General features: G+C 63.2%; 14 protein-coding genes. 2 read left to right on the top strand and 12 right to left on the bottom strand.

From position 1 onward, the window contains the following. Position 1: 1 nt before the first annotated feature. Together nosZ and JHW40_RS01090 are read right to left on the bottom strand one after the other, a co-directional pair. A complete protein-coding gene (gene nosZ / locus JHW40_RS01085) occupies positions 2-1,948 on the bottom strand; it encodes a TAT-dependent nitrous-oxide reductase (protein WP_090617572.1) in 1,947 nt (648 codons plus the stop codon). A gap of 18 nt (positions 1,949-1,966) precedes the next feature. After that, complete coding sequence (locus tag JHW40_RS01090; RefSeq protein ID WP_090617585.1) at positions 1,967-4,192, bottom strand: NosR/NirI family protein; 2,226 nt, start codon at positions 4,190-4,192, stop codon at positions 1,967-1,969. Here JHW40_RS01090 and JHW40_RS01095 point away from each other — a divergent pair. After that, positions 4,184-4,426, top strand: a complete 243-nt coding sequence (locus JHW40_RS01095) for a hypothetical protein (protein WP_139208279.1) — start codon at positions 4,184-4,186, stop codon at positions 4,424-4,426. The genes JHW40_RS01090 and JHW40_RS01095 overlap by 9 nt on opposite strands. Before the next feature lie 18 nt (positions 4,427-4,444). Here JHW40_RS01095 and JHW40_RS01100 read toward each other — a convergent pair whose 3' ends face one another. From JHW40_RS01100 to JHW40_RS01130, 7 genes are all read right to left on the bottom strand, one after another. Next, positions 4,445-5,161 (bottom strand): Crp/Fnr family transcriptional regulator, encoded by a 717-nt coding sequence (locus JHW40_RS01100; protein WP_090617573.1) that lies wholly within the window; start codon positions 5,159-5,161, stop codon positions 4,445-4,447. A gap of 76 nt (positions 5,162-5,237) precedes the next feature. Then, positions 5,238-5,675, bottom strand: coding sequence for a pseudoazurin (locus tag JHW40_RS01105; protein WP_090617575.1), 438 nt, complete (start codon positions 5,673-5,675; stop codon positions 5,238-5,240). A gap of 228 nt (positions 5,676-5,903) precedes the next feature. Beyond that, positions 5,904-7,574: a cytochrome c oxidase subunit I gene (locus JHW40_RS01110; RefSeq protein ID WP_090617577.1), complete on the bottom strand. Its 1,671-nt coding sequence runs from the start codon at positions 7,572-7,574 to the stop codon at positions 5,904-5,906. Positions 7,575-7,587: 13 nt separating this feature from the next. After that, positions 7,588-8,310, bottom strand: coding sequence for an RNA polymerase sigma factor (locus JHW40_RS01115; protein WP_090617579.1), 723 nt, complete (start codon positions 8,308-8,310; stop codon positions 7,588-7,590). Between the two features lie 86 nt (positions 8,311-8,396). After that, positions 8,397-8,735: a carboxymuconolactone decarboxylase family protein gene (locus JHW40_RS01120; protein WP_090617581.1), complete on the bottom strand. Its 339-nt coding sequence runs from the start codon at positions 8,733-8,735 to the stop codon at positions 8,397-8,399. A 27-nt stretch (positions 8,736-8,762) separates the two neighbouring features. After that, positions 8,763-9,095, bottom strand: a complete 333-nt coding sequence (locus tag JHW40_RS01125) for a hexameric tyrosine-coordinated heme protein (protein ID WP_090617583.1) — start codon at positions 9,093-9,095, stop codon at positions 8,763-8,765. A 102-nt stretch (positions 9,096-9,197) separates the two neighbouring features. After that, complete coding sequence (locus JHW40_RS01130; RefSeq protein WP_170851974.1) at positions 9,198-9,365, bottom strand: hypothetical protein; 168 nt, start codon at positions 9,363-9,365, stop codon at positions 9,198-9,200. A 157-nt stretch (positions 9,366-9,522) separates the two neighbouring features. On the opposite strand from JHW40_RS01130, the gene JHW40_RS01135 reads away from it, so the two are divergent. Further along, positions 9,523-10,481, top strand: a protein-coding gene (locus JHW40_RS01135; protein WP_272849018.1) for an IS630 family transposase whose coding sequence is annotated in 2 segments (ribosomal slippage) — positions 9,523-9,864 and positions 9,867-10,481 — 957 coding nt in all. Because the reading frame shifts where the segments join, the coding sequence is not laid out codon by codon here. Between the two features lie 66 nt (positions 10,482-10,547). Here JHW40_RS01135 and JHW40_RS01140 read toward each other — a convergent pair. The 3 genes from JHW40_RS01140 to JHW40_RS01150 form a co-directional block, all read right to left on the bottom strand. Further along, a complete protein-coding gene (locus JHW40_RS01140) occupies positions 10,548-10,712 on the bottom strand; it encodes a hypothetical protein (protein ID WP_170851961.1) in 165 nt (54 codons plus the stop codon). A gap of 151 nt (positions 10,713-10,863) precedes the next feature. Next, positions 10,864-11,805 (bottom strand): MYG1 family protein, encoded by a 942-nt coding sequence (locus JHW40_RS01145; protein ID WP_090617320.1) that lies wholly within the window; start codon positions 11,803-11,805, stop codon positions 10,864-10,866. Positions 11,806-11,975: 170 nt separating this feature from the next. Next, entirely contained in the window at positions 11,976-12,287 is a 312-nt protein-coding gene (locus tag JHW40_RS01150) for an ETC complex I subunit (RefSeq protein ID WP_090617317.1), read from the bottom strand. Positions 12,288-12,409: the final 122 nt, after the last annotated feature.

Genomic DNA, 12,409 nt, shown 5'->3' on the forward strand with positions numbered 1-12,409 from the left:
GTCAGGCGTCCCTGGGGCGCACGAACATGCGGCCACGCATCTCCATATGCAGCGCATGGCAGAACCACTGGCAGTAATACCAATAGACGCCCGGCTTGGCCGCGACGAAGGTGACGGATGAGGTCTGCCTCGGCCCGACCTCCATCGCAACGCCGTGATCGCCCATGGTGAAGCCATGGGTCAGGTCGTCGATCTCGTCAAGGTTGGTGACGATGACGGTGACCTCGTCGCCCTCGTTCACCTCGAAGCTTTCGAGGCTGAAGCTGGGTGCCACGCTGGACATATAGACGCGCACTCTGGTCGGGTCGCTTTCATCGCGGATGACCTCTTCGGCCCATTCGTCGATATCGACGCCATCGGCTTCTGCCTGCGCGCGGGTTTCGGCCCACATCGGGTCGTCGCGATCCCAGACCGACTTGATGTCCATGATCGAGGGATGAACCCCGATCGCGTCATGCGGTTCGGCGAAGGCCGGGCCGTCATGGACCAGCACCATCCGGTCGCCCGAGATGTCGATCAGCTGATCGTTTTCCGCCTTCAACGGGCCGACATTCAGGAAGCGGTCCTTCGAGAACTTGCACAGACAAACCAGCCAGTCGTTGCCCGCGTCCAGCGTCTCGCCCATGATGGTTTTCAGGTGGCCGGGCTGGTAATGCACATCCAGCTTGTCCTTGATCGGATCGACCGTCTCGCCGTTATAGGCGCGGATCGCGTCCTCGATGTTCCACTTCACCACCTGACTGTCCAGAAACAGCGAGGTATAGGCGTTGCCCCGCCCGTCAAAGGCGGTGTGAAGTGGCCCAAGGCCCAGCTCCGGCTCCGCCACCACGGCGCTGCGCGGATCGGCGCCCTCATCGAAGATCGCGTCGAATTTCGTCACGTCCAGCACGGTGACGGTGGGCGACAGCTTGCCCGCGACGCACAGGTGCTTGCGGTCGGGGGCCATGTTGCAGCCATGCGGGTTGTTGGCGATGGGGATATAGCGCGTGAACTGGCTGTTGGCTTCCTTGCGCCCGTCCAGAACCTTGCAGCCGTTGATTTCCTCATATTGCCCGGCCTCGATGGCCTTTTCGATCTCTTCGATGTTGAAGATGACGACGTGATCCATCTCGGCCTCGGTCATCTCGGCCAGCGTCATGCCCATTTCCGAGTTGTAACTGGTCGAGAAGGCCCATTTGCCTTCGTAATCCGCATCGCAGTTGTCAAGGTTTCCCGACACCTTCACCTGCCACGCCACCTGCCATTCATCGGCATCGACGGCGGTGAAGATGTTCACATAGGTGGACAGGTTCTCCATGTCGGTGCCGTCGTTGATCAGCGGCGCCTCGTCCTCGCCATTGCAAAAGACATAGTTCGAGCGCGGCCATTTTTGCGGGCGCAGCCCGTGGATGCCCTTGGCGTTGGGGATTTCCAGGATGGCGTCGCATTTCATCACGTCGCAGCGCACCCGCGCCACGCGGGTATTGGCCTTGTCGTTCATATAGAGGTGGCGGCCGTCGTATTTCCCTTCGGTAAAGGACATATGGACGTGGTGCAGATCGCCGTTGTCGTGGACCTTCTTGCCGTTGGCGGCAAGGAAGTTGCGGGTCTTTTCGGTCATGGTGCGCTGGTGGACCCGGATCGATTCGTTGGTCTGCCCCCATCCCGTGGCCGAGCAACGGTTGAAGACCGGAACCCGCATCAGCTCACGCATCGAGGGCACACCAAGGATGCGCAATTCGCCCGACTGGCCCGAGGACCAGAAGCCGTAATAATCGTCCAGCTGCCCCGGCGCGACCGCGCCATCACCCGCCGCCAGCGCCGCGCCCGCGGTCGCGGCCGTCACGCCCGCCACCCCGCCAAGGCCAAGCGCCAGCCTGCCGCCAAGCGTGCCCGTCAGCGCGGCACCTCCGGCGGTTGCGCCCAGCAGCATCCGGCGGCTGAGGCCCTTGTGTTCATTCGATTCCATCATCGATCTCCTTGACAATCAAACGGTTGTTTCGGTGGCGCGCGCGGCATTGGGGTGTCCGGCGGGGGGCATTCCCAGTTTCGGCGGCGCGCTGCCTGCCAGTTTTGCCCGGCGCTTCAGCTTCTTGATGACGACGGGACAGCGGTCCTCGGACTGATAGAGGACCTGACAATGCAGGCAGTTGATGCACTCATTGGGGTTGATCTCGCCCGTGGGGTGGATCGACTGGACCGGGCATTCATTGGCACAGGTCTGACAGGGATTGCCGCATTCGTGGTAACGTTTCAGCCAGTCGAACATCCGCAACCGCGCCGGGATGGCCAACGCCGCCCCAAGCGGACACAGGTAACGGCAATAGAACCGTTCTACGAACAGTCCGGCGATGATCAGTGCGCTTGCATAGGCGACGAAAGGCCATGCGCGCATGAAATTGAGGATGATCGCTGTCTTGAACGGCTCGACCTCGGCCAGCCGTTCGGCCTGTTCGACACTGGCCAGAGACACGCCGAACAGCCCAAGGAAGATCATGTATTTGATCGGCCACAGCCGCTCGTGCAGCCCCCATGGCAGGGTCCATTGCGGGATGCGCAGCTTGCGCGCGATCTGGTTGGTCAGTTCCTGCAACGCGCCAAAGGGGCACAGCCAGCCGCAATAAGCCCCCCGCCCCCAGAACAGCAGCGCCGCGGCGACCGCGAACCACAGGATGAAGGTCATCGGGTCCAGCAAAAACGCCTGCCAGCTGAAGCCGCTGGTCAGGCTGCCGAACAGCGCCATCAGGTTCACGACCGACAGCTGCGCATTGGCATACCAGCCCAGCCAGACCAGCGTGACCGTCAGAAAGGCCATGCGGAAGATATAAAAGCGGCGTTCGACGCGAACCACGAAGCTCTGGAAGAAGAATACCCCCGTCAGCACCGCCAGCATGACGCCCAGCCCCACGATCCTGGCGCGGGAATCATTCCAGATGCGCTTCCACAGCTCGGCCTGCGCGGTGCCTTCGTCGCGGTCGGCGACGGCGACGGCATCCGTGGGCGGCGCGGGCGGCGGGGCCAGCGCGCGCAGGTATTTCTGCGGCAGTTGATAGCCAAGGTCGAAAGTCTGGAACACCTTCTCGATCGGGCCGACATCGCGATGCACCAGCAGCTGGATGCGAAAGGGCTTGGTCGGGTCGAAACCGGCATCGGCGGGGATGCGGAACAGGTCGGTCTCGGTGAAATCCGGGGTGCCCCCGGCGGCGATCCGGCCAAGGCGGCGATGGTCGCGGTCGCGAAAACGCACGGAAACATCGTCCTGAATCAATACGATCCGGTCAAAGATACCACCGCGCACATAACCCGACCCCTTGAAGGAATAGAGACCCCGTCCCATGATCGCGACGGCATGTTCGCCCTCATCCAGCCAGTCACGCAGGTTGGCGGCCTCGGCCTCGCCCAGCAGCCCCGCACCAATGGCGGGGACCGAGACCAGCGCGGCCTGCATCTCGATAAAGGTGGAATCAGACGGCTCGGTCAGGGCACGGGCGCCCGCGCGGCTGTCGGGATGGGCGGCGAAGGCCTCGTTGACCTGCGCCACACTCAGCGACAACCGGCGCAGCGTGCCGTCGCCCTCGGCCTCTGTCCAGTCGGCAGGGGGCGCGGCATCAGGGTTCAGCTCGAATTGCGGGCCGGTCGCGGTGGTCTGCGCGGCCAGACCGCCAAGGCCAAGCGCCCGCGCGACCCGCAGACCCGAGCGGGTGATCGAATCGTCGATCACCATCACCGTCACCGTCGCGCCGGAAATGATGTCCACCTCGTGCCCGGTGCCGCCCGATTGCGCCTCGGCCACCAGATCAAGGCCGTGATAGCCCTCGACCATCGCGCGGACGCGGGATTCGGGAATGCCGATCAGCACGATGGGTTCGGAATGTCTGACCAGCCGCACCCCCGCGATCTTCGCATCGGGATCCAGTGCGACCAGCGTATGGATCGGCTTGCCGGAATAGCCGGTGGTGCCGACGAAATCCGAGGTGACGAATGCCCATGCGACGGTCTTGCCCCCTTGCAGGACGGGTGCCACGGCGATGTCGTCGCGGATCGGCCCGAAGGCGTCGGCACCCGGCACCAGTTCGGCCGCGTCCTGATCGGGCAGCAGTTGCCGCAGCATGGTTTCGGCGGCAGCGGGCGGGGCAAGGACCAGCAGCATCGCCAGAACCGACAGGATGGTCAGACAGATGCGAAGCCGGGCAAGAGACAGATCATGCGTCATGCCCTGCGGATAGGCCGGGCGCCGCTCGCCTTCTTTGTGCCGCCGCAAACACCGGGTGATTTGTCGGCCAGTCAGTCCGTTGCGGTTCGCCGCCACCCGGGCCGTTTCGCGGGCTGGTGGTTGTGCAATCTTCTGGCCGAAGGGCCGTGCATGAACAACCATTCGTTCTTTACCTTCTGTTTCTGGCTGTCCGCTGCCATGGCACCGCTGGGGTTCTGGCAGGTGCTGTTGTAGGGGTGGATGCGGTGCTGCTCAGATGATCCGGCTTTGCCCGCCCGCCGCGTCGGCCTGTGACAGATCGCGCAGGCGCCCGGTCGAAGAGATCACCGCGCTGGACTGATTGATCCGCACGCCATGTTCGCGCAGCCGGGCGAAGGCGCGGCTGAGGCTTTCGGGCTTCATTCCCAGCCTGCCCGCGATCAGCGCCTTGTCATAGGGCAGGATGACGGTGGTGCTTTCGCAGCCCTCGGGACACAGCTCCAGCAGGAACTCGGCCACCCGCTGCGCGCCCGAACGCGCCTTCAACTGCTCGATCTGCTCGACCAGTTCCTGCAGGTGCATGAAGGTGGCCGACAGCACCGAGATCGCGGTTTCGGGATGGGTCTGCAACATATCCAGAAACGCCTGCGCCGGCAGGGCCAGCAGCTGGCAATTCGTCGTCGCCTCGGCCGAGACCGGATAGACCGCCCGGCGCAGGGCGATCGGCTCTCCGAAGCTCTGGCCGCGGGTCATCACGCCCACCACCGCCTCGGTGCCGCTGGGGGCGATGCGATACAGCTTGACCCAGCCCTCGATCACCACATGAATCGCATGGGCAGTGTCGCCGTGGTGAAACACCGTCTGACCACGTTGGAACCGCCGGATCTGCGCGGCCTCCAGCAGGGTGTCGCAGATGGCGGGCGGCAGGCTGGCGAACAGTCGCGACTGGCAGGCGATCTGGCGATGCGCGGCAGAGAGTTTCAGAACCATCGGACCGGCCTTTCAAGAAGGTGAGAGGGCGCGACGGGCGCCCCCTGTGGCTGACGCATCCCGCTGGGGGTGCGGCTTACTGAACCTGCGCGATTTCGGCATCCAGCCGTTCGCGCGCCTTCTTGGGCATCTGCGCGCTTTGCGCGGCCTCCAGATTGTCCGGCGCATCGCCGACCTGGATCAGCATCACCATCCCCATCGCGAAATGCGGGGTGCATTTGACGCCGTAAAGACCCGGTTCGGTCACCGTCAGTTCATATTCGTCGTTGATCTTGCTTTTGAAGACCTCGACCCGTTCGGGAAGGATGTCCTTGATCGCCTCGACATTGTGGCTTTTGTCGGTGGGCACGAAGCGGATCACATCGCCCGGCTCGGCCCGGACGAAGCCCGGCTCGAAGACCATGACGCCCGCCTCGCCACGGTTCAGCATGGCGACCTCGTGCTCGGCCGCCAGCGCGGCGGTGGACAGCGCAAGGGCCAGCGCAGGGGCGGCAAGCAACAGGGACGGTTTCATTCTGGTTCTCCTTGTTTGCGGATCGGTGGACCCGTCAACAAGGGGTCTAGGCCGCGGGCCGGGCACCCTCTTTGATCAAACGCAAACAAGCGGCGGATTTCAGACGTCAGGATCGGCGATCCGTGAAAGCCCGTCGGCATCGGCAGCTCGGGCCGGTCCACCGGGCCGGACGGCAGAGCACAGGCACGATCATCATCTTCTGGTGCTGAAAACTTACAGGAATAGACCCTACCGCTGCGCGTGGCTGCGGTCCCAGTCCTCGCGTTTGGGCAGTTGCTCGAAGGTGTGTTCGGGCGGCGGGCAGGTCAGGGTCCATTCCAGCGTATCGGCATGCTCGTTCCAATAGTTGTTCTCGGTCACGCGCTTGCCTGCGAACAGGGTGTAGAACACGATGCCGATGAAGAACAGGAACGAGGCGAAGGACAGATAGGCGCCGGTCGAGGAAACACCGTTCCAGAACGCATACTCGACCGGATAGTCGATGTAGCGGCGCGGCATCCCCTGACGGCCCAGAAAATGCTGCGGAAAGAAGATCAGGTTCGAGCCGATGAACATCATCCAGAAATGCAGCTTGCCGGCCCATTCGGGATATTGCCGACCCGACATCTTGCCGATCCAGAAATAAACCCCGGCGAAGATCGCGAAAACCGCGCCAAGGCTCATCACATAATGGAAATGCGCCACGATGTAATAGGTGTCGTGATAGACCCGATCCAGCGGCGCCTGCGCGATGACGACGCCGGTCACGCCGCCGATGGTGAACAGGAACAGGAAGCCGAAGGCCCAGAGCATCGGGGTCTTGAACTCGACCGAGCCGCCCCACATCGTCGCGATCCAGGAAAAGACCTTGATGCCGGTGGGCACGGCGATGGTCATCGTCGCCACCTGAAAATAGGCCTGCTGGGTCAGCGACATGCCGACGGTGTACATGTGATGCGCCCAGACGACAAAGCCCAGAAAAGCGATCGCCGCCATGGCCAGCACCATCGGCAGATAACCGAAAATCGGTTTTCTGGCGAAGGTCGAAACCACATGGCTGATGATGCCGAAACCGGGCAGAATCAGCATATAGACCTCGGGATGGCCAAAGAACCACAGGATATGCTGATACAGGATCGGGTCGCCCCCGCCGGCCGGGTTGAAGAAATTGGTGGCGAAATTGCGGTCCATCAGCAGCATGGTGATGCCTCCGGCCAGCACCGGCAGCGACAGCAGGATCATCCATGCGGTGATGAACACCGCCCATGCGAACAGCGGCACCTTGAACAGGGTCATGCCGGGGGCGCGCATATTCAGGAAGGTGGTGATGATGTTGATCGCGCCCAGAATCGAGCTGGCACCGGAGACGTGGACGGAAAAGATCGCCAGATCCATCGCATAGCCGGCCTCGGACGTGGACAGCGGCGGATAGAGCACCCAGCCCACCCCCGCCCCCGGCAGGTCCGAGCCGCCCGGCGACAGCAGCGAGGTGATGGCCAGCGAAACCCCGCAGACATAGAGCCAGTAAGACAGGTTGTTCAGCCGCGGAAAGGCCATGTCCGGGGCACCGATATGCAGCGGCATGAAATAGTTGCCGAAACCTCCGAACAACGCCGGGATCACCACGAAGAACATCATCAGGATGCCGTGATAGGTCACCACCACATTCCACAGATGGCCATTCGGCGTGCATTCGGCCGATGCGTCGGCAATCAGGCGCATCCCCTCGAGGCACATGTATTGCACGCCGGGATATTGCAGCTCCATCCGCATATAGACGGTGAAGGCGACCGAGATCAGCCCGGCCAGACCCGCCGTGAACAGATAGAGGATGCCGATGTCCTTGTGATTGGTGGACATGAACCAGCGGGTGAAAAAGCCCTGCTGCGCTTCGACGGGTTCGCTGATCCGGGCTGCCATTGCTGTCGGTCCTTTATAAGCGTTCGGGGTCGTGATCCGCGCGGGCGCGCAGCAAGGCGGCGACACGGTCGGCCATGCCCGCGCAGCGCTGGCCCGCGAAGGGAAAGATGCTGTCGAACCCGCCCCGGATCCGGGCGCTGATGATCCGGCGCAGGCGGTGGCGGGCCCGCATCAGCCGCGTCTTGACGGTGCCAAGCGGCAGCGACAGGTCACGGGCGATGTCATGCAGGCCCATCCCGGCGGTCTCGTGCATCAGGAACACCAGCCGCAGATCGGGGGGCAATTCGGCCACCGCCGCCTCGATGACGGCGCGGGTCTGCATCCGGGCCAGCGTGGCTTCGGCGGTCTCGGGGTGGCAACCGGGAAAGGCCAGCACCCCGTCGCCGCAAAGATTGCGTTCCTGCACGGTGTCATATTCCTGCTGCTCGGGGCGGTGTTTGCGCAGCCGCATGGCGGCGCAGTTCAGCGTGATGCGGGTGATCCAGGTCGAGAACCGCGCCGCCTCGCGGAAATCATCCAGATGGGTGAAGGCCGACAGATAGGCGTCCTGCACCACCTCTTCGGCCTCGGCGTCACTGGGCATCATCCCGCGCGCGATGCGATAAAGCCGCCCGTTCAGCCGCCGGATCAGTTCGCGCACGGCCTCTTCGTCACGCCGTCGCGCGGCAGCGACCAGTTCGGCTTCGGACCAGTGCCGCGGCAGTGGCCTGTCCACAAAGGCGGGGCGATTCGTCACGGCTGATCCTTTCCCTGCATCATCACCGGCACCACCATCATGCCACGCCCCTGCCGCCTGTGGCGATCATGCACAGCCTGTCGCCCCTAATCGCCATCGATCTGCTCCAGCACCGCCAGCGTCTTGTTCGCATGGGCATAGGCCGCCCCCGCCCGCATCTCGGCCGCGACCCAGATCGCCTCCATGATCTGTTCGTTGCTGGCCCCGGCGCGTTTCGCGCCCCGGGTATGGCCCTCGATGCACCACGGGCATTGCGTCACATGGGCAACCGCGATCGCGATCAGCTGCTTGGTGCGCCGATCGAGCGCGCCATCGGCAAAGACCTTCTTTGACAGCGCCAGAAACGCATCATCGATCTCCGGCGCCAGCGCGTGCCGTTTTGCCCCAAGCGCGGCGGTGGCTTTCGGCAGGGTGATATCGGTCATGGTTTCCTCCTCGCGTTTCGCGGCACGTCACTCGCGCCAATAGTCGTTTGCCGCAGCGATGGTGGCGAACCAGGTGGCCGCCACGCCCGAAACGTCGATCAGGCTGCCCGCATCCGTCGCATAGCCCGGCCGCAGCGATTTCAGCACCTCGACATCGGGCTGGGCGGTCTTGACCGCCCGCCGCGCCATGCCGACCGCCAGTTCAAATCCCTGCTGCGGCGTGTCGGTCAGCAGCGTCGGCAGCCAGACCTCTGCCTCCGGCGCGTTCATATCGGTTGCCGGGCTGTCGGCGCTCTGGGCAAGGCCCGCGGCTGGCAGCAGCACCAGCGCCGCCAGAAGGAAAGAGGTCCGTCGCAACATCAAAACACCCCCGGTAAGTGAGCCACTCATGAGGATTGGATGCAGCACGCAGAAAAAGGTTCGCGAACACCGATGAAATTGTTGCCGGCTGACTGCAAAAGGTCAGCCCGCGCGGCGCAGCCCCGGCACCCCGGCAAGAAAACCGTCCGCAAAACCCGCTTCGGGCATCAACTCGCGCAGCCCGGCCAGTGCATCGGCCTTGCCAGCGGGGATTTGCGTGACGTGCCACCGCCAACCGGCCTTCGCGATCTGCAATCTCAGCATCTCCATGGGAATTGTTGCAGAAGTCCTCTGCAGACAGGGTTCACATCGCGATGGATGGGTTCAAGAGGCTGGCATATGTTAAAGCATTTCTGCTGAACCCTGAATCGTTTGGGGTTCCGTCGCAGCGCGGATCGTGATTCCCTTCTGTCTGGGAGGATAGATCATGTCAGCACCATTGCCGTCGGCCCTCCGGACGCGGTTTCAGCGATATATCGAGGAGGGTTTAAGCGGTCGGGCGGCGGCGCTGCGGCTGAAACTCTCGCCGGCGACCGGAGCACGTTGGGGCCGGGCGATCAGGACCAGGGGGCATGCCGAACCATTGCCCCAGGGACGTCCCAAAGGGCATGGAAAGCTTGCCCCGCACCGGGCCTTTTTTGAGAAACTGCTCGCACAGGATCCCGACATCACGCTGTTCGAACTCAGGGACGCGCTGATCGCAGCGGAAGGCGTTCGTGTCCATCACTCGTCCATTGCCAGTCTGCTGTCGCGGCTTGGGTTCACCTATAAAAAAAGTCGCTGGTGGCCGCCGAACGCCGTGGTGCCAGGGTAAGACAGCGGCGAACCGACTGGTTCGAGCATCGCTTGCCAGCCATCGCGGATCGGCCGGAACGCGTGGTTTTCATAGACGAGACCTCAGTGAAGACCAACCTCACCCGCCTGCGGGGACGTGCCCTGCGCGGCACACGCCTGACCATGGATGCGCCCTTCGGCAGCTGGGGAACACAGACCCTGATCGCCGGGCTCACACCGGATGCCCTGATTGCGCCCTGGTGCATCCGGGGCGCAATGGACGGCCCCGCCTTCGCAGCCTGGGTTCGCGAGGTCCTGATCCCGGAGATCGAGCCGGGAACCGTGGTGATCCTCGACAACCTTGCCACCCACCACAACAAGCAGGCTGCTGAGGCTCTGCATGCCCATCGCTGCTGGTTTCTCTATCTGCCGCCATATTCGCCGGACCTGAACCCCATCGAAATGGCATTCGCAAAACTCAAGGCGCACCTGCGCAGGATCGGGGCAAGAACATTTACCGACGTCTTCAAGGCCATCGGCGAAGTCTGTGATCTCTTCGATCCCGGCGAATGTTGGAACTACTTCAAGGCCGCAAAATATGTCGCAGGTTAAAACAGAAATGCTTTAGTCGCCGCCGTGATGGTAGCTACCGAACACGTTGCGTCGAACAGGTCGCAGTTAATTGAAGGAACCGCCGATCTTTGCCTCTCCAAGGAAATCGATATTAACTTCAGCGACGCACAAAAGTAGTTCTGTAGCCCAAGCAAGCCAAATCAATAGATTTTCAGCGTTGAAATTCTGTGCCTCTACTACCGTCCAGACCTTCTGCGCTTGATCGGCCAAAGCGTTGCCCCTTGCATGGGCGGGATCGGCGATTACTGCATCCGATGAATAGCCGCTCGACCGCCCAGCCGGGGATGCCGCGACCGCAATGCCACAGCACCGGCAGCCTGCTTCCCGCCCTTTGCGCAGCCTTCATTTCATTTTCACATCATCACACAGAACCAGCTTTCGCCAACTCTGCTTCCCTCACCGCGATCCCGGCCATGTCCAGCGCGGCCACCCGGTTCGCGGCGGCGGCGATGAAGCGGCCGTTGTGGCAGAAAAGAGCGCCCTTGACGCCAGAGATTTTCTCCAGTGCCGCGCCGGTCAGTCCGGCCCATGAGGCTGGCAGGTCGGCGCGTTGTTCGAAGCCATCCTCGGATTTGCGGATGCCGCCGATCACCCAATCACTGCCGCGCGGGTTGATGACGAACCACAGGTGATCCGCGCCGGCCTTTATTACAGCAGGGCGGAAGGGCATGCCCATTGGCAGCTCAAGGATGCGGCTGGCGCCTGCTTTGGCGATGGCCTCAAGGACGATGGCTTCGGCGCGCAGCTTGGCGGCGCTGCGTGCGATGCGGGCCTCGACGAAAGCGCGGGCGATGGTCAGGGCGGTCTGGAAGGCGCTGTCGTCAGCACCCGGAACGGTATCGTCGAAGACCGGCTTCAGGCTCTCGATCAGGTCGGGCAGGAGCATGCCGGTGAGCAGCGGCCCGGCGCTGGCCGGGCTGAGCGCGCCGTTGTCCAGCAGGTCAATCGGCAGGACGAACTTCGCATCGAACGACGCATGGACCGCTTCGATATGTTCGACCGGGACGCCGGAAGCCACCAGGTAGTCGCGGCCGAAATGGCGCCAGATCAGCCCGAACGAGCTGAAGGGCTGTCCATCATCACGCAGGGGCGCGCCGCGCTGGTGGTGGTCGAAGATCCCCGCATCGGCATCATAGGCCCCGCCGACATCATAGATGATGCGGTCAGGGCCGGGCGTGATCCATTCGGCCGCCCGGCTGCGGATGAGCTGTGCCTGAGGATAAAGCCGCGTCAGGATGACGGTCGAAAAGACCTCATCCGCATGAAAGCCGCCGGAATGGGTGACGAGATAGGCGGGGGGCATGGCTGATAGTCCTTGATGATGATGGACCGACCCTGAGCCCGTCCCCGGAACAGAAAAACGCCGGGGCCGGAAATCCGACCCCAGCAAAATCAAAGCGTTGACAAAACTATGCCCCGAATCCGGCCAAAACCACCCCGAGCCGGCACTAACTTTCGCCCGATTTACACAGGTCAGTGCGTCCAGGGGGCGCGGCGGTCGGTGGCGAAGTTCTCGCCATAGCCGCGGGGGCGGATGTTGGGGGCGCGTTTTTGCGGTTCCTGCACGACGAAATCCAGACCATGCGCACGGGCGTATTCCTCGGCCTGTTTGCGGGTCTCGAAGCGCAGGCGGACCTGGCTCTGCATGTCGTCGCTGATGGTCCAGCCCATCAGCGGGTCGATCTCGCGCGCGTCGGCCGACGGAAATTCCAGAACCCACAGCTTCGTCCGGGCAGAGCCGGATTGCATGGCGTTGCGGGCAGGTTGATAGATGCGTACTCGCATGGCGGTTTCCCTTGGCTGGTCGCGCAGGCGGTTATCGCCAAAATCACGCCGCGCTTCAAGTCCATGCAGTGATCCCGCATGAACAAGGGCCGGCCCGCAAGCCGACCCCGATCCGACCGGAA

The organism is Paracoccus alcaliphilus (assembly GCF_028553725.1).
Classification (GTDB): Bacteria; Pseudomonadota; Alphaproteobacteria; order Rhodobacterales; family Rhodobacteraceae; genus Paracoccus; species Paracoccus alcaliphilus.

Bases quoted from the DNA above. Each gene is read 5' to 3' on its own strand.
- JHW40_RS01150 (WP_090617317.1), bottom strand. From the start codon at position 12,287: ATGCGAGTACGCATCTATCAACCTGCCCGCAACGCCATGCAATCCGGC.
- JHW40_RS01110 (WP_090617577.1), bottom strand. From the start codon at position 7,574: ATGGCAGCCCGGATCAGCGAACCCGTCGAAGCGCAGCAGGGCTTTTTC.
- nosZ (WP_090617572.1), bottom strand. From the start codon at position 1,948: ATGGAATCGAATGAACACAAGGGCCTCAGCCGCCGGATGCTGCTGGGC.
- JHW40_RS01095 (WP_139208279.1), top strand. From the start codon at position 4,184: ATGCGTCATGCCCTGCGGATAGGCCGGGCGCCGCTCGCCTTCTTTGTG.
- JHW40_RS01100 (WP_090617573.1), bottom strand. From the start codon at position 5,161: ATGGTTCTGAAACTCTCTGCCGCGCATCGCCAGATCGCCTGCCAGTCG.
- JHW40_RS01120 (WP_090617581.1), bottom strand. From the start codon at position 8,735: ATGACCGATATCACCCTGCCGAAAGCCACCGCCGCGCTTGGGGCAAAA.
- JHW40_RS01090 (WP_090617585.1), bottom strand. From the start codon at position 4,192: ATGACGCATGATCTGTCTCTTGCCCGGCTTCGCATCTGTCTGACCATC.
- JHW40_RS01130 (WP_170851974.1), bottom strand. From the start codon at position 9,365: ATGGAGATGCTGAGATTGCAGATCGCGAAGGCCGGTTGGCGGTGGCAC.
- JHW40_RS01145 (WP_090617320.1), bottom strand. From the start codon at position 11,805: ATGCCCCCCGCCTATCTCGTCACCCATTCCGGCGGCTTTCATGCGGAT.
- JHW40_RS01105 (WP_090617575.1), bottom strand. From the start codon at position 5,675: ATGAAACCGTCCCTGTTGCTTGCCGCCCCTGCGCTGGCCCTTGCGCTG.
- JHW40_RS01125 (WP_090617583.1), bottom strand. From the start codon at position 9,095: ATGTTGCGACGGACCTCTTTCCTTCTGGCGGCGCTGGTGCTGCTGCCA.